19 protein-coding genes are annotated in these 21,094 nt (G+C 48.4%); 5 read left to right on the top strand and 14 right to left on the bottom strand.

The window, feature by feature from the left end:
* Positions 1-17 precede the first annotated feature (17 nt).
* Entirely contained in the window at positions 18-1,019 is a 1,002-nt protein-coding gene (locus F3H20_RS10995) for a uroporphyrinogen decarboxylase family protein (protein ID WP_149734980.1), read from the bottom strand.
* Positions 1,020-1,395: 376 nt separating this feature from the next.
* A complete protein-coding gene (locus F3H20_RS10990) occupies positions 1,396-2,208 on the bottom strand; it encodes an amidohydrolase family protein (RefSeq protein ID WP_149734979.1) in 813 nt (270 codons plus the stop codon).
* Positions 2,209-2,961: 753 nt separating this feature from the next.
* On the opposite strand from F3H20_RS10990, the gene F3H20_RS10985 reads away from it, so the two are divergent.
* Both F3H20_RS10985 and F3H20_RS10980 read left to right on the top strand, forming a co-directional pair.
* On the top strand, positions 2,962-4,596 hold the full coding sequence (locus F3H20_RS10985; RefSeq protein WP_149734978.1) for an AsmA family protein: 1,635 nt from the start codon (positions 2,962-2,964) through the stop codon (positions 4,594-4,596).
* Between the two features lie 338 nt (positions 4,597-4,934).
* The gene (locus F3H20_RS10980; RefSeq protein WP_149734977.1) at positions 4,935-5,459 is read left to right on the top strand and encodes a GNAT family N-acetyltransferase; all 525 of its coding nucleotides are present in this window, start codon (positions 4,935-4,937) and stop codon (positions 5,457-5,459) included.
* Between the two features lie 95 nt (positions 5,460-5,554).
* Here F3H20_RS10980 and F3H20_RS10975 read toward each other — a convergent pair whose 3' ends face one another.
* The 6 genes from F3H20_RS10975 to F3H20_RS10955 form a co-directional block, all read right to left on the bottom strand.
* On the bottom strand, positions 5,555-6,067 hold the full coding sequence (locus F3H20_RS10975) for a YjbQ family protein (RefSeq protein ID WP_149734976.1): 513 nt from the start codon (positions 6,065-6,067) through the stop codon (positions 5,555-5,557).
* Between the two features lie 12 nt (positions 6,068-6,079).
* Positions 6,080-6,775: a triose-phosphate isomerase gene (locus F3H20_RS10970; RefSeq protein ID WP_149734975.1), complete on the bottom strand. Its 696-nt coding sequence runs from the start codon at positions 6,773-6,775 to the stop codon at positions 6,080-6,082.
* A gap of 42 nt (positions 6,776-6,817) precedes the next feature.
* Positions 6,818-7,483: a class II aldolase/adducin family protein gene (locus tag F3H20_RS10965; RefSeq protein ID WP_149734974.1), complete on the bottom strand. Its 666-nt coding sequence runs from the start codon at positions 7,481-7,483 to the stop codon at positions 6,818-6,820.
* A 127-nt stretch (positions 7,484-7,610) separates the two neighbouring features.
* The gene (locus tag F3H20_RS19915) at positions 7,611-7,781 is read right to left on the bottom strand and encodes a hypothetical protein (RefSeq protein ID WP_188128290.1); all 171 of its coding nucleotides are present in this window, start codon (positions 7,779-7,781) and stop codon (positions 7,611-7,613) included.
* Positions 7,782-7,824: 43 nt separating this feature from the next.
* Positions 7,825-8,763 (bottom strand): sugar-binding transcriptional regulator, encoded by a 939-nt coding sequence (locus tag F3H20_RS10960; RefSeq protein WP_149734973.1) that lies wholly within the window; start codon positions 8,761-8,763, stop codon positions 7,825-7,827.
* Between the two features lie 243 nt (positions 8,764-9,006).
* Positions 9,007-10,143, bottom strand: a complete 1,137-nt coding sequence (locus tag F3H20_RS10955; RefSeq protein ID WP_149734972.1) for a 5-methyltetrahydropteroyltriglutamate--homocysteine S-methyltransferase — start codon at positions 10,141-10,143, stop codon at positions 9,007-9,009.
* Between the two features lie 255 nt (positions 10,144-10,398).
* On the opposite strand from F3H20_RS10955, the gene F3H20_RS10950 reads away from it, so the two are divergent.
* The 3 genes from F3H20_RS10950 to F3H20_RS10940 all read left to right on the top strand — a co-directional run bounded on the left by F3H20_RS10950 (position 10,399) and on the right by F3H20_RS10940 (position 13,884).
* Positions 10,399-11,775 (top strand): NAD(P)H-dependent oxidoreductase, encoded by a 1,377-nt coding sequence (locus F3H20_RS10950; protein ID WP_149734971.1) that lies wholly within the window; start codon positions 10,399-10,401, stop codon positions 11,773-11,775.
* Positions 11,776-11,790: 15 nt separating this feature from the next.
* Positions 11,791-12,414, top strand: coding sequence for a TetR/AcrR family transcriptional regulator (locus F3H20_RS10945; protein WP_149734970.1), 624 nt, complete (start codon positions 11,791-11,793; stop codon positions 12,412-12,414).
* A gap of 69 nt (positions 12,415-12,483) precedes the next feature.
* Positions 12,484-13,884, top strand: coding sequence for an MFS transporter (locus tag F3H20_RS10940; protein ID WP_149734969.1), 1,401 nt, complete (start codon positions 12,484-12,486; stop codon positions 13,882-13,884).
* On the opposite strand, the gene F3H20_RS10935 is transcribed toward F3H20_RS10940, so the two are convergent.
* From F3H20_RS10935 to F3H20_RS10910, 6 genes are all read right to left on the bottom strand, one after another.
* Positions 13,870-14,244 carry a VOC family protein gene (locus tag F3H20_RS10935; protein ID WP_149734968.1) on the bottom strand — a complete coding sequence of 125 codons (375 nt, stop codon included), beginning with the start codon at positions 14,242-14,244 and terminating at the stop codon, positions 13,870-13,872. The two genes, F3H20_RS10940 and F3H20_RS10935, sit on opposite strands and share 15 nt — an antisense overlap.
* A 324-nt stretch (positions 14,245-14,568) precedes the next feature.
* Entirely contained in the window at positions 14,569-15,222 is a 654-nt protein-coding gene (locus F3H20_RS10930) for an HAD hydrolase-like protein (RefSeq protein WP_149734967.1), read from the bottom strand.
* A gap of 466 nt (positions 15,223-15,688) precedes the next feature.
* The gene (locus tag F3H20_RS10925; RefSeq protein WP_149734966.1) at positions 15,689-17,743 is read right to left on the bottom strand and encodes an OPT family oligopeptide transporter; all 2,055 of its coding nucleotides are present in this window, start codon (positions 17,741-17,743) and stop codon (positions 15,689-15,691) included.
* 660 nt (positions 17,744-18,403) lie between these two features.
* Positions 18,404-18,853 carry a methylglyoxal synthase gene (locus F3H20_RS10920; protein ID WP_149734965.1) on the bottom strand — a complete coding sequence of 150 codons (450 nt, stop codon included), beginning with the start codon at positions 18,851-18,853 and terminating at the stop codon, positions 18,404-18,406.
* 229 nt (positions 18,854-19,082) lie between these two features.
* The gene (locus F3H20_RS10915; RefSeq protein WP_149734964.1) at positions 19,083-20,210 is read right to left on the bottom strand and encodes a [Fe-Fe] hydrogenase large subunit C-terminal domain-containing protein; all 1,128 of its coding nucleotides are present in this window, start codon (positions 20,208-20,210) and stop codon (positions 19,083-19,085) included.
* A 105-nt stretch (positions 20,211-20,315) separates the two neighbouring features.
* Positions 20,316-21,020 carry a B3/B4 domain-containing protein gene (locus F3H20_RS10910; RefSeq protein WP_149734963.1) on the bottom strand — a complete coding sequence of 235 codons (705 nt, stop codon included), beginning with the start codon at positions 21,018-21,020 and terminating at the stop codon, positions 20,316-20,318.
* Positions 21,021-21,094 lie beyond the last annotated feature (74 nt).

The raw sequence follows: 21,094 nt of genomic DNA, 5'->3' as shown, positions 1-21,094 counted from the left end.
ACTCAGGAACTTCCCTTCTATAAAGCGGCCGCTTTATCGCGTACCCAATGTAGTCTCTTGACGTCTATATCGTCAGGTACCGTGCAATCGGCGCCGATGATCAAGCCGGTCTTTCCTGCGTTCCTGACAATTTCTTCTGTGGCCAATTCAATCTCTTCCTTAGCTCCCCGGTAAAGTACACCGTTTTTGGTATTATCAAAGCCGCCAATGATCGCTTTCCCGCCAAAAATCTTCTTGCCCTCGGCCAGCGCAATCCTTTCCACGTTGGCGGCATAATTAATGGCTTTGGCTTCATAATCCTTATACCAGGTAAGATCATTCCGGGTTCCCTCATAGCCGCAAATATGCAAAATATTGTTCTCGCTGACTTTGTTGGCAGCAGCCAATATTTTTCTTTCAGCCGGCGCAACCACTTCCTCGTAGATTTCACGCGTAACCTCCGGTCTGGGTATATTCTGCACACTAAGATATATCCCGTCGGCCTTCCCGTCTCTAATGACCCGCCTGGCCAGAGCCGCCAAATCCTCGGATATAACATCTAGGACATGTTGTAAAGCAGCTTTGTCCTCTTTAAGCAATTTGACGAAATTTCCATTGGCATCGCCGGCGCTATGCATAAATTCAAGATACCGCGGTGCAGCGAAAATATTATAAAAAAGAAGTACCTCATGCCCAAAAGCGCCCGTGGCCTGCTTCACCAGATTTACCTGTTCCTCTATCCACGGCGCATTTTCGCCTAGCGGTTTAATCCCTTCGACAGCCTTGACTGACGTTATATTAAACAACGCCTTATTGGGGTAAACAAAAAAACCGTCACTCATAATCTTGACCAGATCCGGCTGAAAATCCTGATAAAAACGTTTGAGGCCCGCTATGTTCTCTGCAACCACCGCAGGCTGCCCCAATCCTTCGGTATGCTCCGGATCAGGCAAAAAATGATACCAAAAACCTACCGGAATCCGATCTGCCGGCTCATTGTTAAACGCAGCTAATACTAATTGTTTTTTTGTTTGTGACATCTCTGCACTCCCCTATCTTTTTTCCCGGGTATTGATTTACTTTTCTACTCAACATACTCTTTTGACCAAAAATAAAAAAGGCCAAGCACAAGATTTCCTGTGCTTAGCCTTCAATCGTTTGATCAGCTAATCAAATTTATTTCTATATTTAATTTATGCTTATAATATACGATGAAAAAAATATTGTCAATATATCAAGAGAATTTTTGCTGAATAAATTACAGAAGCACAACTTACTAATTCTCAAGGATGGTCCTCCAATTTATTCTATGCTTCGTATATTGCCTTTTGTTACACATCACCCGGCAAATCACCTGGGCCGGTTCTCCCCGGGTTTTTAGATTGCCTTTTGTTACCAGCCAGACTGTCCTTTCGGTCAAAGACCAAGCTGATAAATCCTGTTGGCATTGTCAAAAAACACCTTGTCATAATGCTTTTCCGGAATCAGTTGCGCCACAAATTCAATATAGTTGGCGATATTGGCCAAGGGCCAGTCTGTGCCGTACAGCAATCGGTCATACTGGTCCAGATATTCCAGCCACATTTTAAAATGCTCAATATAGCCTTTTTTCTGTTCAAAAAATGCCGGCATATCGGCAATTCTGCCTTCTAAAAGTCCGGAAAGATCAGCGGCCACGTTCTCATTCTTTTCCATGACGGCAATGGCATCGGCCAGCCAGGGATTGCCGGTATGGCACATGATAAACTGCACTTCTGGATAACGAACCGCCGCCTCATCCATTACCAGGGGATGGCTGTATTTGAGCAGCGCTTTGCTGGTGGCAGTCAGCCCGGTATGGACGGCCACCGGTTTATGATACTGCATAGCCAGTTGATATAAGGGATCAATCACCGGGTCGTAAATATAAAAATGGTTATAACCCGGATACAGTTTAATACCTACGCAATTTTCCCGTTGCAGATGCTGTTCCACCAGGCAGGCCTGTTGTTCGATATCCTCCAGCCGGAAAAAAGTGCTGTCCAGCCCAACGCAATAGCTGAGATAACCGGGATAGGCAGGACTGTCTTCAGTCAGATTGCGATTGCCCATTACCACGCCCCGGACAATGTTATACCGGTCATATTGTTCCTTAAGATGTTCACTTGTATTTTCGTGGCCTGCTAATTGCGCTATATGGTCAAAGTGAGGTTCCTGGCAGAAGTGAAGGTGAGCATCTATAATTTTCATGAAGAATCATTCCTTCCTTTTAGCTGTATCTTATCCGTGTTAAAGCGGCAGTTGACACAGATGAAGTACTAGGTAGCTACTGATTAATTCACGCTGCGCGTCCTGACGGATCTTTTTTCGCCTGACTATGTCAGCAAAACCTTGAAATAGCGGCAATATTCCTGCGGTTTTACTTCCTATCCAGGCGGAAAAATCCTTTCGAGGTTCATGTAATCAGTGTTGCCTAGAGGTGTGTATTTCTCTCCTACATTATATGCAACTCTTTCGGTAAATACGGATATACCGTTATCATACCATCCTCTGCCATCAATGAAAAGCTCCCCATGCTCATCCCCCCTTTGCGCCCCTTAAAATATAGCAAAAAGGTGGACGGATTTTTTGCATGGCAGCGCAGCCACATTTATCGGACATAAACTAGGCAACAATAATTCGCAAAAAAAGGCTGCAGGATCATCATTTCAGTAACACAAGGTACTAAGCCAAAATAAAATATTTACCAACCAAACATACCTTGGCCTGCCAGCTATATACAAAAAACCTTGCCGCCACTCCTGACAAAACAGCCGGGATACCCCGCCGCCATGGGAAGCTTGCTGCCCGGATATAAAATAGAACATGCTATTTTTGTCAGTTTCGTTTTTTGCTATTCTCACGATTTGGCATTCCGGCGGCTATTGCCAGTGAGTCACTCTTGTTCAGTACATCACCGTAGCGTATAATATATAATTAAGAAAATGGGGAGGATACCGATCTATGCACGAACAACAGACACCCGTGACACTCCGAACCAAATGGAGCAAGAAAAAGGTGGGCCTGCTTGTCTTGGCTCTCATTTTCTTAACCGGAACCCTGCTTTTCCAGCTTGCCTCCGAAAAAATCCGACAGGCCGTGGAGCAGTCGTTGCTAGCCCAGGCCAATCAATCGATTAACGGCAAAATCACGGTGGGCAACATTTCTCTATCCTTTCTGGGCTATGTGGAGGCCGATGACATAGAAGTGTTGAATGCGGCAGGCAATCCGGTCGCCAAAATTAACCGGGTACATATTCGGTACAACTTACATGACTTATTAAAAGGTCAGCTAGGCCCCCAGCTTATCACAGGCGTTACGGTAGAAGAACCGGAAATTTGGCTGACTTATCAACAGGAGCATTCCAACTGGGATAACCTGTTAAAGCCAACCTCAGATGACTCCGCCAAATTCAGCGGGAAAATAAAGTTAAAAAACGGTCAGCTTCATCTAACAACCGATCTGTTTGAAAAAACAGTGAACCAATTATCCGGTCAGTTCGATTTTCTGTCAGCAAGCCAGACCAGCCTTACGATAACCGGCCAGCTTGATCAGGCTGCACTGACGGCTGAAGGCCACTGGGGAACAGACGCCCTATCGGAAATCACCATTACCGCCAAAGGCCTGGACTTAACCAAACTGGGACTGGTTGCTGATGATTCCCCCATAAAAATCACAGCCGGCAAGCTGGATGAAGTAACCGCCAAGCTCGGCAACGGGCAACCGGGCGGAACCGTACTGCTTAAAACCCTGGCCGGCCATTTTTCCGGGGTAGATACCACGGGAGCTTTGGCCTTAAGTCAGGGCAGTGCCGATTTCACCAAACAGGAACAGTCTCTTTTGTTCACCAATGGCCAAGCCTTGTATAAAGGACAGCCGATAACCGTTAACGGGCAGTTAATCACCACATCAACGGCCGAGCAAGCACTGGACTTTACCATCCAGATGCCGGCCGGCGACCCGACAGCCCTGTTGCCCAATCTCCAAACCGGCGGAAATATAGCGGTCCAGGGGAAAGTGACCGGTTCCGTGCTGGCCCCCGTACTTTCCGGCAGCTTTAGTTTAGACCGCCTGCAATTCGGCACAATGACCGTCAGCGGTATCAACGGCACCTTCTCCTATGCGCAGGAGCAGTTAAAATTACTTACCGCCACAGGCGCAACCACCGGAGGTACGGTAAGCGCCAGCGGCAATATTTACCCTGACAGTGAGCAATATTCGCTGAATATTTCCGGCAGCGGCCTGGATTCCTCCCAGCTTACCACCAAAGATGTCCATGGCCCCTTGTCACTGACCGGCACAGCCACCGGTAATGCGGCTGCCGCCCTGCTGCAAGGCAGCTTTACCATCACCAGCGGCAAAGCCTACGGGGTATCCTTTCAGACTCTGACCGGCAATTTTGTCAAACAAGGCTCAAATGAAGCGGAAGTCAGCAATCTGGCGATGAAAACCGATTTTGGCACCTTCTATCCCGAACAAATCAGCCAAAACGTCATGGAACAACTGCAGCAGCGCAATCTGCCGACATCCCGGGCGGAAGCTGAGAAAAAAATAACCGAGAAGCTTACCGACAAGGTATTGGAAAAACTTCTTCGGTGATACCTGGTTAATGCAAGATAATTGCCCCTGCCGGTTTGTATAGACGGCAGGGGCTAATTTTTATTTTCTTGCTTTCTGTTTTGCCTGCTGAATGCTGCCTGACTATGATCAAAGCGAAAAAAGCCTCCGGAAAATCCTGCGGCCAGGATGACGATCCGTTCACCACTGACCAACTGAGCTGTAAACGACCGGATTACGCTTTTTCATAGTATTCAAAAGGTATTGTCTAATGAACAATTCAGAATTTCTTAGGTTGCAACTCTGCTGCACTTTCGCAGTACAAAGTAAATCATGCTATAATGTCTTTGTTACATAACGAACGCAGGAGGATGTATCCTATGCTAGAAGTGACTATTCGCATGGTTCGCCCGGAAGAGGCAGGCATGGTAGCGGATATAGAGGCTATCTGTTTTCCCAGGGCTGAAGCAGCCTCACGTGAATCATTTGAAAAGAGAATTGCCGTTTTCCCGGACTACTTTCTCGTTGCGGAAACCGGGGGAACTATTATCGGGTTTATTAACGGCTGTGTCACCAACAGTCCCGTTATTTATGACGAGATGTTTCACGACACACGCCACCACATACCAAATGGCTCGAATGTCAGTATCTTCGGCCTGGATGTGCTGCCATCATACCGGAAACAGGGTATTGCCACTCGGTTAATGCAGTCTTTTATACAGTTAGCCAAGCGAACCGGGCGTAAAAAGGTAATTCTAACCTGCAAGGAAAATTTAGTTCATTACTATGAAGCTTTTGGCTATATCAGCACTGGCCTTTCCGCTTCCACACACGGCGGTTCCCATTGGTATGACATGACACTTAACTTACCGGATGATACCTCACCTCTAGTCCAAGACCGCTGACAATACGGTGATAAAATTTTATCTTATTCCTCAACTTGCAGCGAAAAGATCCCGCCCGGTCAAACCGGGCGGGATCTTTTATGTTAAGTAAGCTCTTATTCACCAAGAATGGCAATCCGGCAATGTCTGTCGCGCACCCGGTTTTGGTCCCAGTCGACAAAGTAGATATAGCCAACCGTACCGATTAAAAGCTGTCCGTCCTGAATAATAAAAGTCTCGCTGGCGCCAAACAGCGAAGCACGGATGTGAGCATCGGTATTTAGCAGTGTGCCGGGATCAGGCGGGTAGTCAGGATCAGTAAGTTCCAGCGCAAAGGCAGTATGCTTAGGCCCTGGATGGTGATACTGGCCTTCCGTCGTACAGCGGGGTACCAGAGTATCCATGATATTATTCAAATCTACCTGCAGCAGCTCATCACCGTTAAAATTCACATCATGCATATATTCTTCAAAGATCACGGAACAGGTGGTATGCTGGCTGGCAACCACACAAATGCCATTTTTCACGCCGCTTTTACGCACCATTTCCTTCACTTGATCGGTAATCCGGTGATAGGTTACCCGGCGGCCGTTGGAGGTCAAAATCAGTTCATCATGATACACAGTCATCGGGCCATCTCCTTACACGCCTAATTTGTTTCTCGCTTCCACAAGCGCCGCTACCATCTCCCGAAGTACCGCTACCTTATCCGGGGCACAGACAATTCCGCTGGTACCTCCCGTACCGTCGGCCCCGGCGATAATCGTCCGGTAAACATCTTCGCCTGTGCTGATACCTGCCGCCTGTAACACCAGCGTTTCCGGCGAGATCTGTTTGACCGCCGTCTTGCTGGTCTCCATATACTCGACACTGCTGGTCTGGCCGGTGCCGATTAACTCCGTCGGCTCACAAATGAGAATATCCGGTTTTAGCTGAGCGATGGCCTGAGCTTCCTCAATAGAGTCAGCACAGACTATGGTATACATGTCCAGACTATCGGCCAGTTTCATTGTTTTCACCAAATCCCGCAAGCTCACCGGATGCTCGGCATGATTGAGGAAAGTAGCTTTCACGTTATAATGCTGCAAGGCCGCCGGAAAAATATATCCCATCCCCCGTCCGGGCAGCAGCGGGTCCATATGCTGTGCTGTCAGAAATATTTTGTTTACAGCCTCATTTATGGACGGAAAATCCACAGTCTGGGCCGTATAAAATAAATCAATGTCATACTGCCTGGCAAGCCGGTCGGCCTCAACAGCCAGTTCGACCGCCTCTTTTCCAAACAGATATCCCTTGGGGTTGACCGAGAAAAAAGGTGTCTTAATTTTTCTTTTCATTAAGCTATCTCCTTATCCCCTTTCCGGATTGGATGACGGCCGTTATTGCTTACGGAAGGTGATTTCCGGTGGATATTTCCACTCCCTGAATTCTTCCGGTGCAATGGTGGTCGGCTCTTTTCCGTTATTGATCTGCAAAGCCCGGTAATAAATTTCGGCGATTTCTTCCACATAGTGCGCCTTTAACAGCGCGTCCTTGGCGGTTTTATCCACTGTCAGCACGCCATGGCTTTCCAGCAATACGGCATCGGCCGACTGGATCAGCCCGCTGATGCTGGCGGCAAGCGCCGGCGTGCCGGGCCGGCCGTAGGAAGCAACCCGGATGATCCCCTCTGCGCCGCCCAGCGCGGCACCTTCGTACACAATAGCCGGGATGTCCTTTTTGAGTACGGCAAAAGCCGTCGCAAAGCGGGAATGGGTGTGAACTACAGCCCCGATATCGGGCCGTCTTTTATAAGCTTCCAAATGCAGCAGCAGCTCACTGGTCGGCTTGCGGCCCTCCGGCGCTTCCAGCACACAGGCATTCAAATCAACCACACAGATGTCATAATAGGTTAATTCCGCCCGGTCCACCGCGGCGGGTGTCACCACCACATAACCGGTCTCCTGATCACGGATACTGAAATTCCCCGATTTGTGCCGGCAAAGCCCTGATGCTTCCGCCTGCCTGGCAATGGCAACCACTTCTTTTTTCAATGCTTCCAACATAGCTATCGCTCTCCTTATATTTGAAATATGAATGCTTCTTTCCCCCTTGAAAAAAAAGAAAAAGAACCATCAAGAAGCAAACCTGATTAGCCCCTGGCCCTTTTTTCGCATCCTGAGGATGCCGCAGCTATTCTGTTATACCCGGTGACCGGTAAGAACCAGACTTTTTCGCCTGCTTTTCTATGCGTATTAAAAAATTTTCTTTCTTCCCTTCAACCAGCACTTCCGTATATTCCAGCAGTTTATAAACCTTATCACTGGGCAGCACTGTCGGCTGCGCTTTTTTACTGTTTTGCAACCCAATCTCCCCCGTCTGAGTTTTTTGTCCCGGTCGGTACGAATCAACCTTCCGATTGCTGCGGCTTAAATTGTAGCAACAACTGCGCTGTTTGTTCATCGGTAATCAATACATTGATATATTGCCCCTGAATCGCCCCAAAAATCGCCTCCACCTTGGCCGGTGAAGCTGCAATGCCAATGGAATGCCTGACTTGCTTGAGCAGATTGATGTCAATTGCAATCGTTCTGTTTTCCAGAGCCTCATCAATTCTCCGCCCGACCAGATCATAATAACGGGAACAAATATCGCCGACCCCTCCTGCCTGCTGCAATAGCTCCATGTATTCATTGCCAAAGTAGCCGGACCAGATCCAGTTGGAGGAACTGGCCGGTGAGCCGATACCAATCACGGCAATGGTGAGCCGTTCCCACAGGGCGGCAATTCTCCGGCAGTTGCTGTCCTGCATGAACACCGCTTTGGCTGCGGCCGAACTGGTGAAGAAAGGAGCATATAAGTAATGGCTGCGCGCTTTAAAGGCTGTTGCCATTTTATAAATGATCGTATTGACATGATGTTCATCATTTACATTCTCCAGGCTGCCGCCCAAGGGCAATATATCGGCCTGTACCGGATTGCACCTCTCTAACGTAGCGGCCTGCGCCACGGCGCCAAGCGTTCTTCCCCAGGAAATACCAAGAACGTCGTCCTGGCTGTAAATTCTTTGAATATACTGCAGCCCGGCATAGCCCAGTTCGGAAGCAAAGGATACAATATATACCTCCTTCAGCCCGTACTTTTTCTCCAGCGCCTTTTCTAAAACCCCATAGGAGTCGTTGGCAATGGATATCTTAACAAGCCCTTCCGCTAAAGCCTTTTTTAAGTATTTCCCGACCGTAATCCGGTTTAAACCGAATTGCTCGGCAATTTCATTTTGGTTTTTATTCTCCAGATAATACATTTCGGAGATCTTAATTAATAACCTCCGGTCCACAGTGTACATATCCAGCCCCACATTCCATTAACATTAGTTATACCCTACATCATTTGTTATATCTTTATAGTAATACACTTTTCGTAAAATTACAATAATTTCTGAGAATAATATATTTTTTTTACCGGACAAAAATAAGCACGGCCAAAACCGGCAGCAGGAGCACCGAACCTGATTTATCCCGACAAAAAAGGAACTGCCAAGTAAGCCTGCAGTTCCTTTTTCTGTAGTAATCATAATCCGGTAAATTTCCTATTGCCACACTTCCCCGGCAATGCTGACAACCAGCCTCAGCTTCTCCCATTGCTCTGCTTCCGTCAGTATATTGCCCTCTTCGGTTGAGGAAAAACCGCATTGCGGGCTTAAAGCCAGTTGCGCAAGCGGAACATATTGCGCCGCTTCTTTTATCCGTTGAAGCACAGCCGCCCGGTTCTCCAGCTCGCCGCTTTTGGAAGTGATCAGTCCCAGCACCACCTGCTGGTCTTTTATGTGTCGCAACGGCCGGAAGTCGCCGGCCCGTTCGCTGTCATACTCCAGAAAAAAGCCGTCAACCCGGCACTGGCCGAATAAAATCTCCGCCACCGGCTCATAACCGCCGGAGGAAAACCAGGTAGACCGGAAATTGCCGCGGCAAATATGCATGGTAATAATCATGTCATCCGGCCGGTTTGCAATCGCCTGGTTAATCATCGCGGCATAGTCCCGGGCCAGCTGCTCCAAATCAAAGCCGCGCTGCTCGTACATAGCCCGCTTTTCCGGTGAGCAAAGTTCGCCCCAACTGGTATCATCCAGTTGCAGGTATCGGCAGCCGGCAGCATAAAAAGCGGCAAGGGCCTTTTGGTAAGCACGGGCGATATCCTGCAGCAGCACCGCATTGTCTTGATACCGTGCAATCGGCTGATAGCCTTCCTTGCGGACCGTGGTAATCAAATGCAGCATGGACGGCGAAGGTATGGTGAACTTGGCCGTATGAGTACCGGCAGCCTCTTTCAGAAATTTGAAATCTTCCAGGAAGGGATGCTGAGTAAAATCAATTTCCCCCTCGATTTCAATGGTTTCCGCCTTGGTATCCTTGCCATGAAAGGCAATGGAACCATGGTCGGCCGCTACTCTTTTGACACCGTCAAGCCCCCATAAAAAATCAAGGTGCCACCAGGAACGGCGCAATTCACCGTCGGTCACTGCCTGTAACCCAACTTCTTTTTGCCTTTCCACCAGTTTCTTTATTTCGGTATTTTCCACGGAACGCAATTTCTCCGGCGCAAGCCGTCCCTCCTGGCAAGCCAGCCGGGCTTCTTTTACCACCGCCGGCCTTAACAGACTTCCCACCTGGTCGGCTCTGAAAGGAGGCAGGTTCCTTTTAGCTGCCTTTGTTTCCTGTTTATCCATCTGTACGCCTCTTTTCTTATGTAGCTTGCCTCTATGTAACAGATTAATCCATTTTATTTATTGTAACATTTCCTATAAGAAAATTAAATTCCTAAAAAAGTTTGAGACTTTATATTCTTAACGCCCTGTCGGAATAACCGCATCCCCGCTTATTTCCTGTGGCTATACGACTTATTTTGATCGCTTGACGCGTCAGTATAACAGTGTTATATTTAAAGCACGTAATATAACACTGTTATACAGGGAGGCTCTCCCATGAAAATTACCGTCTTGCACGGCAGTCCCAAGGGTGAAATAAGTGTAACTATGCAATATATCCGCTTCTTACAGCAGCAATTTCCGGAGCATACCTTCACAGTATGGCAAATTGCTCAGCAAAGCCGTTTAATCGAGCAGGATGAAGCCCGTTTTAAAGACATTCTCCGGAATGTGGCGGAAGCCGACGGCATCCTGTGGTCTTTTCCCTTGTACTACTACCTTGTTCCGGCCCAATACAAGCGCTTTATTGAGCTAATCCGTGAAAGACAGGCGGAAGAATACTTCCAAGGTAAATACACCGCCGTTTTGACTACGTCCATTCATTTTTTTGATCACACAGCCCATAACTATATGCATGCCATTGCCGATGATTTAGCAATGAAATATTGCGGCGGCTACTCTGCCGCCATGCAGGACTTGCTGCAAACAGCCGGTCAGCAGCGGCTCACTCTCTTTGCCCGCAATTTTTTTGCCGCTATTGACAACGCTCAGGCAACGGCCCAGGCTTATCTGCCGCTTGACCCGGTAACCCATGTCTATGCACCTGTGTTAAGTCAGCCGCCGCTTGACCCGCAAGGCAGAAAAATTCTCCTTCTCCATGATGCGCTGCCCAGCGAAACCAACCTGACCAATATGCTGACGGCTTATACCACTTCCTATAGTCAAAAACCTGACGTCATCAATTTACGGGATCTTTCTATTACAGGCGGCTGCCTGGGTTGTATCCGGTGTGCCTACGACAATACCTGTGTCTACGGTAATAAGGATGATTTCATCACCTTTTTCAACACGAAAGTTAAACCTGCCGATATTATCATTATGGCCGGTGCCATTCACGACCGCTATCTGTCTTCCCGCTGGAAAACCTTTTTTGACCGCAGCTTCTTTAATAATCATGTTCCAGCCTTAAAAGGAAAGCAGCTTGGCTTTATCGTCAGCGGCCCTTTAGCTCAGCTTGCCAATCTGCGCCAGATCCTGGAAGCCTATGCAGAACTCCAGGAAGCTAATCTAAACGGTATCGTTACCGATGAGTCCGACTCAGCAGCAAGCATTGACACGCTGCTTTATCAGCTAGCTAAAGCCGGAGTTGAGCATTCCCTGCAAAACTATCTGCAACCGCCAACCTTCTTAAGCGTCGGCGGCCATAAAATCTTCCGTGATGCCATTTGGGGAGAACTTAGATTTCCTTTCATTGCCGATCACCAATATTACAAACAAAACGGCCGTTACGATTTCCCTCGCCGGCAGTATGCTTCCCGGCTATTCGCTGCCCTATTGTCAGTAGCAGCCAAACTCCCTTTTATCCGGCGTCAACTGTATAGCGAACAGATAAAAGAACATATGATAAAACCCTTCCAAAAAATTTTTCAATAGAAAAGAGCAAAATCAATGAACAACACCGATTCGGCAACTACACAGCAACTGATTTTATTAAAAGCACGCGAACTGTTTTTAACCCTGGGCTATCACAAGACTTCGATGCGAAACATTGCCCTCGCGGCAAATATTTCTACAGGCCCTTTGTATTTTCATTTTCAAAACAAAGCGGAGATATTCTTTCACATATGCTGCCAGGCCTATGAGCATCAACTGGCAGGATTTCGCCTGGCCGCCGCACAAAACAGCTCCGCAGGGCTTCGCCTGCGGAGCGTGTTTTACGCCTATTGGAATTTTTTTCATAGCGAACCGCAATATTTTGAAATCCTTCACCTGGCGGCTAATCCTATGGCTGGCATTGACTTACCGCTGCCTTTACAACAAGCCCTACAGGAAAAACAGGCCGAATCCATTTTCATTTTGGAACAAATCATTCAGGAAGGCATCACCGCCGGAGAGCTTAAGGCCTATGACCCCCGGGCACTGGCGCTCTTTCTTCACGCCAGCGCCGAAGGCATTGTCCGTTCCCAGCAAACCGGTGTGCTGGCCAATTGCCAGCGCGATTTGGACGCCGTTATCCAAACAGCCGTCGGCGTTATCGGCGTAGGGATGGTTAATCTAACTGAGCACGATTAAAAGAACAATCGGTGCAACCGGTAATATACTATATTGCACTGCGAATTCGTGCAGAAAGAAGGCTTTCCTATGTTCCGTCAATTGTTACAAACCGATAATCCCCGTGTCCGCAAATGGTTAATCCACTCGACTACCATCCTCGGCGTATTTATGTCAACATTGGATGCCAGTATTGTCAATATCGCCATGCCGGACATTACCACGTATTTTCATACAACCCTTAACAATGTCGAATGGGTTGTCATCGTGTATCTGCTGCTGATTAGCAGCCTCCTGCTGATGTATGGCCGGATGGGCGATATGTACGGTCACCGTCCGGTGTTTATCAGCGGCTTTGCCGTATTCACCATCGCCTCCTTATGCAACAGTCTTTCCGTCAACATCTGGATGCTTATCGCCTCCCGGGCCTTGCAGGCCCTGGGTGCCGGGGCCATACTGGCCGTGGTTCAGGCAATTATCGCCGACACCTTTCAACCTTCCGAGCGAGGCAAAGCCATCGGACTCAACGCCATGTTTGTCTCCTTGGGACTTGCCACCGGACCGGCCTTGGGAGGCTTTCTGGTAGAGGCTTACGGCTGGCAATCCATCTTTATTATCAACATTCCGATCGGCATCCTGGGAACTTATTGGTCCTGGAAGATACTGCCCGTTAAAGATAAAAAGCCGCAAAAATTTGATTTTGGAGGAGCCATCACTCTTTTTATCAGTCTTACCACCTTCTTGCTGGCTTTAAGCCATGGGCAAGCCTGGGGCTGGAGCTCGGCCATCATTATCACCCTGTTTTTGAGCGCCCTGCTTTCGTCACTGCTCTTTACCTACATTGAACTCAGATGCAAATACCCCATGTTTAATTTTGCCGTGTTCCGAAATCGTTTTTTCCTTTTTTGCAATTTTTCCGCCATGATTAATTACTTGACGCAGTATACCGTAACCTTTCTTATGCCCTTTTATCTGGTGAACTTTCTGGCATTGCCAACCAATACGGCCGGTTACTTAATGAGTGTTTTCCCTTTGACCATGCTGCTGACTTCCCCTATAGCCGGAACACTGTCTGACCGGGTTGGCTCACGCTTTTTAACCACCCTGGGCATGCTGCTGATCTCAACAGGTATTTTTCTGCTCAGCCAAACCTATACCTTCTATCCGCTAATTACCGTCACAGGCTTAGCCCTGGTCGGCTTCGGCACCGGGTTATTTTTAGCGCCCAATAACAACGCCATCATGGGAAGTGTTCCAAAAAATCAGATTGGCGTGGCTTCCGGTATGCTGGCCCTCATGCGCAACGTGGGACAGGTCATGGGCGTTGCCACCAGCGGGGCCATGTTTAGCATACAAATGGCCAGGTATGCCTACTTAAACAGCAGTACCGGATTCGTACTATCCCTGCATAATACCTATCTGGCAGCCGTCCTGATTGGGCTGGCAGGGGCCGCCATATGCTGGTCGCGGGGCGAATTACAGAGTATGTAAGCCAATGCGGTTCCCCTCGCTATCTTCAAAATAAGCACAGAAGCCATATTCGCCAATACTCGTTTTAGGAATCAGTTCTTTACCTCCATGGAGCACCACTCCGGCAAGAATTCCAGGGATGTCGTTTACCGAAAAATACACCAGCGAACCGGCATAGGAGGGTACAAAATGCTGCTCTTTTACCAGCGCCCCACTGCAGCCAGGAAAGCCCATTTCGCTTGGCAGCATGGCCATCTGCCTGGGTCCCATATCGATAACCGTCAACCTCCAGCCGAATACGGCTTCATAAAAAAGTCTGGCCCGCTCCATATTGGCTACGGGAATTTCAACCCAAACAACCGGATTAACTGTCTCGCTCATCGCTCTCACGCTCCTGCTAACATGTTGGTCGGCTCCGTTTCCAGCCTTCGGTAAAATAACTAATGCACTATAAGAAAAAAGACTTTTTTCGTTACCGATGTAACGGAAGAAGTCTTTCCTCTTTTGTACCGGCTTATTCAATAACCTTGTGCTCCTGGTGTCTTGGCAAAGTTATGAATTAGAATTATACAGTATAGATTTTTCTGCAATGCAAGGCGGAGGAGGCGCGCAGGCCATATGTAAGCCGACGACAACGCAGCAGTGCGAAAAAGAGAGGCTGTATAAACTAAGATTTAACTTGGTCAAGGCACTAGTACACCGGCTTTAGTAACCCAGCAGCAGCGACCGCAATTCCGTGATCGATCCGGCAATATGCGTCGGTCCGGCCGCCGCCAGTTCTTCATCGGCCCCGTAGCCATAACCTGCCGCAATGACATCAATGCCATGGGCCTGCGCTCCGTGAATGTCAAACTTGCGGTCACCCACCATCACCACCCGGCTTGCCGGAATATGGGGAATACCGGACAAAATAGTGCCGATAATTTCTTCCTTGCCGCTGTGCTTGCCTTCCAAGTGGGCGCCAACAATGGCTTGAAAATATTTTGTTAATGAAAAGTGGTCAATAATCTTTTCCGAAAAGAAGATTGGCTTCGAAGTGGCTACCGCCAGATATTTCCCTCTGTCCGCCAGCTCCGCCAACAACTCTTCAATACCCGGATACACGGTATTCTCGTACATTCCCTTGACCGCAAAATATTCCTGGTAGTAAGCAACCGTCTGTTCCACCTGTTCCGGGTCCATGCTGTACACTTCCCGAAAAGACTCAGCCAGCGGCGGCCCGATAAAAGGGACCAGCTTGTCCACCTCATTTTCGACAATACCGCTTTTCCCCAAGGCATACTGAATCGAACGCAAGATGCCTTCTTGCGAATCGGTCAAGGTGCCATCCAGATCAAATAATATCGCATCATATTTCATATGTTCTCTCTCCCTGCCCTGATCATTGTCTTTTTAATCATGTTTCTGCCTGCCAACAGCCAATTCCTGCTTAGGGCTTGTTTGTAAAGTAACGGAATGACTCATGACGATGGATTTTTGCGCCAGACGAGTTAAACCCTAAAGGGCATGGGAAATTTTGCAGGAATAGCGGCCCCTATTTCAAAAAATTTCAAGGAAGTCTGGCCCCAAAAGCACCGTCAGGGGGCGTTTCGGCATTTTATAAACAGGCCCTAACATACCGAAAACAGCAATTGGCCGGATTAGATTGTTTCCCGGCTACCTAATCCAGGCTCTGCCAGGCTTCTTCACCATAAGGCTTACATTTTTCGTATACGTCCAATCGCTCTACCGCACATATAAAAGCGGCACCCAGAGTAACTCTGGGCGCCGCAGGTCTAATTATAACTGTCCATCCTGATCTATCATCCTGCCGCCGATCGCGAAATTATTGTTTCGCTTTGGCTTTGTAGTCTACGCTGAGCACCCGGGAAACAAAGGTGACAATTACTGCGGCAAACACAACCAGACCAAGCCAGTCAGCCGTAGCGCCAAAATCCTTGCCCACCAGTTTGAGCGGTGCATCACTGCCGCCGCTAGTCACGGAGAATACGATGATGATGGCGATAATAACGCCCATTAGGCTTTCGCCGACAATCAGCCCTGACGCAAACAGCACGCCGTGGCGGTTGCAGGTTTCAACATCGTCTTCCACATGTCCCGGGCTCCGTTCTTCCGCCCGTTTGCGTAAATAACGGCAGACTAAATAGCTGATTACGGCACCAAATACCAATGGTATTTCCAAGGTAGGCGGCAAATAAATCCCCATGCCCACAGCCAGCGGCGGCAGGCAGTATTTAGCCGACGAATTCTTTTTCAACACGATGTCAATAACGATAATGACCAAACCGACACCAACGCCAAACAGAATATAATTCCAATCCAGATTATGGCTGAAAATCCCCTTGGCAATCGTTGTCATCAAGGTCGCTTGCGGTGCCGATAAGACTTGAGCTTCATCCATGCCGGGACGCGGCATAGCTCCCACAAAGCCATACGCTTCATAGAGCAAGTTCAATACCGGCGCAATGGCAAAGGCGCCGACAACACAACCTAAGAGCAGGGCCACCTGCTGTTTCCAGGGAGTGGCTCCGACCAATTGGCCGGTTTTCAAGTCCTGCAGATTGTCATTGGAAATGGCCGCAATGCTGACAATAACACTAGTCATAAAAATAGCCAGAGCAATAGCAAACTTGCTTCCCGCCTCTGTATCAAACAGGCTGACGGCAGAACCGATACCGAGTACTACCAGCGAGGAAATGATAATCCCCAAAATGCCAATCCCCGAAATCGGGCTGGCCGAAGTACCGATCAAACCGGCCATATAGCCGCAGGCAGCGGCTACAAAAAAACCCATGCAGACGGCAACAAGCACGCCGACAATAATAAAGACCCAGGTTACACCAGCCGTCAGATTGGCATCGGCAATAAAGGAATAGAAGGTTGCCAGCAAACCAAGGACAATCACACCTAAAACGAGTGCCGTCGTTTTCGGCGACAGGTCAGTGTCCATTCTATGAAGGCCTTTCCCTTGTCCGGAACGGCTCATAGCCTGAACTGAAATGCGCATTCCCTCCAAAATGGGTTTAACCAGCGTCAGCAAAGTCCAGACAGCCGCAATACCGATCGTACCGGCACCAATCAGCCGGACTTTTTGCGCCCATATGCCTGTAGCGAAAGCTCCCAGGCTCTGTCCCTCTGCCGGCGAAAGACCTGCCGTCAGATACGGAACGAAAACACCCCAGGATAAAAGAGTTCCTACCAAAATGGATATACCGCTGGCAATTCCGATCAAATATCCGGCCCCCAGCAAAGCCGAAGAAAACCCTAAGGGTACTTGGGAGACCATGCCGCCAAAAGTAAACCAGTAATGCACGCCGGAAGAAATGACCTGAAAACCGTCGGCGCACAAGCTGACCAAAGCCGCAACAAACCCGCCGCTCATGATATCTTTTACACCGCTGTTCTTACTGCCATCCGTGCTGCCGCTGCCTACTTTTAGAATTTCGGCCGCTGCCAGGCCTTCCGGATAAGGAAGATCACTGTTAACAATCATCGCCCGGCGCAGTGGAATGGTAAACAGTACGCCCAGGCTGCCGCCGCAGGCGCAAATCATCAGTGTCTGCCAGAAGGCAAAACCCTGCCAGTACCCCAACATGAGCAAGCCAGGAATAATGAAGATAACTGCAGAAAGAGTGCCTGCTGCGGATGCCTGTGTCTGCACCATGTTGTTTTCCAGAACGTTGGAATCTTTAAACATTTTTAGAATCGCCATCGAAATAACGGCAGCCGGAATTGACGACGAAAAAGTCAATCCCACTTTTAAGCCCAGATATACATTGGATGCCGTAAAAATAACCGTAATCAGCATCCCTAAGAGCATTCCCCGCATTGTTAGCTCGGGAACGCTTAGTTTATCGCTCATAAAGTCTATTGGTTTCATTTTTTGCTCCTCATCTACTAAGTTTTGCAATACCTTATTCAATTGTCAAAAATAACGCGTTTATCCCTCCTTTCCTTTAGGAAACCGCTGATGCAATCAGCGGTTTTGATTGGGGCGATGATAGGCCGGACAGTCTGCTCAGATCATTTGTATAAATTTCTATATCGGCTTAAAAAATCCTTTATTAAGTACCTAAAAATCAATCAATCCCACTAATGTAAATATATTACTTTTTATTGTTCATCAGTACTATCCCTTTCTTCCCCAAAAAACCAGCGATCCGTCAACTTGGGACAGGCAAATTAAATTTACGAGGATTTAAGACGAAGGAGACGCACCTGGTGAACATAGGTATGCTGACGGCAACAATGGCTGACAGAAAAGATTCAAGAAGAAATTGTAATTTATTGATGGCCGGCCAGTTACGCCAAAGACCGGTGACCAATCCCCCCTGTATTCTTCCCTTGATCGTGCGGAATTTATTAGGGCTTGTTTGTAAATTAACGGAATGACTCATGGCGAGTGATTTTTTCGCCAGACGAATTATCCCCTATAGGGCACGCGAAGTTTTACGAAATAGCGGCCCCCTGCAAACAAGCCCTAACTGCCGGCAACAAAAAAACACGGACCCCATTAGTCCATGTTTTTTAGCTCCCATTTTTAAAATCCTTTTTTTCTGGCCTGAACAAAGTCAATCACATTACGCTCGTATTCTTCTTCCATACAGGTTGATCTTAGGAAAAAGTCGGCCGCCGACTGGCTCATCGCCACAGGCACATCATACAGGACGGCCAATCTTAGCAGCGCCTTGACATCAGGGTCGTGGGGCTGCGCCGCCAGCGGGTCCCAGAAGAAGACCATCAGATTAACCTCATTATTGACAATACAGGCACCGATCTGTTGATCGCCTCCCAACGGACCGCTTTGGTAGCCCCGGACCGGCAGGCCTGTTTCGGCCGAAATCATCGATGCCGTAGTGCCTGTACCACAGAGGAAATGACGGCTCAGCTTCTCTTTGTTTGTCGAGGCCCAGGCAATCAGTTCCCCTTTGCGATTGTCATGGGCGATCAGCGCAATCCGCTTTTGCTTTTCCATTTTCAGATGGCTCATAGGTCCCTCCTGTTTTCATCAAAATAATTAGCAGTCCGTCAACTTTGTAAAATTAAAATTGCGAAAAAAGATACGTAAAAAATTGTAATTGAAAGTTGATAAATCACTAAGTCCCTCTTGATTATAACAGGAAAAGCTACGGCTGCCTACGATTTTAACCCAGGACTATTTGCCGGGAAAAGGAAGAATTCTGACCGTTTGGCCTAACGTCATAAATTCTCGCCACCATTTAAAACCTGCGGGTGAAAAATTCGTTATCCGCCAACAGACTGTCCGGCGTTTCAAAACCTAAGCGATGAAGCAGCTCAATCACATAGGGATTCTCAATCGGTGTTTTATACACGGCTTTTGCTCCGTAGGCATCCACTCTGTTTTTGGCAAATTCCTTGTCGACAAGCACTTTCGGCCCACCGACACAACCGCCGCTGCAGCCCATACCTTCGAAGAAATTGGCATTGACCTGCCCTTCCAGAAGTTCATTCATCATGATCCGGCAGTTTGGCACGCCATCGGCCATTCTGGTCTTGATGGTAATCGTCCGATTAGGATTCAGCCGTTCCACGGTTCGCTGCACCGCCTCACTAACCCCGCCGGCCCGCGCATAAATACGACCGCCCCGGGAGGAATTTTCCTTCTCACTGTCCACATAGGAGGTTAGATCAATTTGCAGCAAGTCAAACAATTCCTTGGTTTCCTGATAGGTCAGCACATGATCAATAGCGCCTGCCAGATTTGTTTCCCGGGCTTCACTCTTTTTAGCAACGCAGGGACCGACAAAAATGGTCACCGATCCTGGATGCAGAATTTTAACCGTCCGGCCGGCCGCAATCATCGGTGACACCGTGGCCGGAACATGAGGCATTAACTCGCTGTAAACCTTCCGGATCATAGCAATCCACATGGGACAGCAGCAGCTGGTCAACTGGAAGTCCTTTTCGCTGAGAATATTCCTGTCAAACTCCAGCGCTTCTTTAATGGTCAGGATATCGGCAAACACGGCCACTTCCACCATACCGTCAAGGCCCATGTGCCGGAAGGCGTTACGCAGCATGCCCGGCGTCACCTGTTCATGAAACTGGCCCAAAAAAGAAGGGGCTATCAGCACATAGGCAAAGGTCTGCTTCGCTGCCAGCGATTTCAATGATGCCAGCACATCCCGGGAAATTGTCAGGCTGCCCGCTTCGGCTTTTTCAAGACATTCCTGAATAGACTGATGAACCGGATGCTGTTCCGGACTAAACAGGCAGCTAAGCTGGCTTTTATCAAATTCATCACTGCTTAGGCTTTCCCAGTTAATGTCCTCCCGGGCCGCTACCTCTTGCTTGATTCTGCTATATAGCTCCTTAAAGGTTATCATACCATCGCTCCTTATCTCTTTATCTGAAATTTAGCTTTCCCCATCTTATTCCGGGAAATTTCCTGCCACTTCAAAAACACCGGTTTCTTTGAATTTGCTGCCCGGCTATGATATAACCAACGATGAATTGGTTCTGTCAACCATGCCGACCGTCACCGGTACGGCAAATAACCGTTCCAGGCATACAGCCAGCTCATCCCTGGCCGCCGTCACCCGTTGTTCGTTCTGTCCGTAAAATCCGTCGATCGGGAAAAAAATATCCCTGGACCCAGCAGTCACACAGCCCTGCTCGCTTTGCCGCCAAATCCAGCGTCTGGTTTTTACCATGCTGCCGGCTGAGTAAATCAGCTCGCCATCTGCCAGGCCTTCCGCCGTATCCGAGCCAAAAGGAATAAAGCTGTCGCCCTGCCGGGACAGCCGGACCTGAATATCACCGTCCGCCGCGGCCAGATCGTGGGCCCCCATCGGTACCAGATGCTTTAAAGATATGGCATTAACCAAATCGACCAGAGGACTGATGCGCGGAAAATCCTTCTGCTTGGCAATCCGCGAGCTCATGGCTTCAATAGAACTCATATATTTATTGGGATTTATGCCCAAGGTCTGAAAGGCCTCCCGGTAAGGCAGAATTTCCGGCGCTTCTTTCACCTTGGTCGTCTGAAACTTTTCACTAACCAGTCGAACACTTGCCGTCAGCAAATCCTCTATTTCCTGTCTGGCTCTGGTATTGTCCACCCCTTTGACCACCACCACGCCAAAACAAGCCTCCGGCAATAATGCAAAAACCTCTGGAGCCACAATAAAATTCAAAATGGATTCCTCCTAACCGGGCCTGCGTCAATCAATATTTTGGAAATAATTCTTCCGTTTTAAGCTTGACAGGG

The sequence above is a fragment of the Propionispora hippei DSM 15287 genome, assembly GCF_900141835.1.
GTDB lineage: Bacteria > Bacillota > Negativicutes > Propionisporales > Propionisporaceae > Propionispora > Propionispora hippei.
The sequence above is the reverse complement of the archived record's forward strand: the minus strand, read 5'-3'. Positions and strand labels throughout refer to the sequence as shown.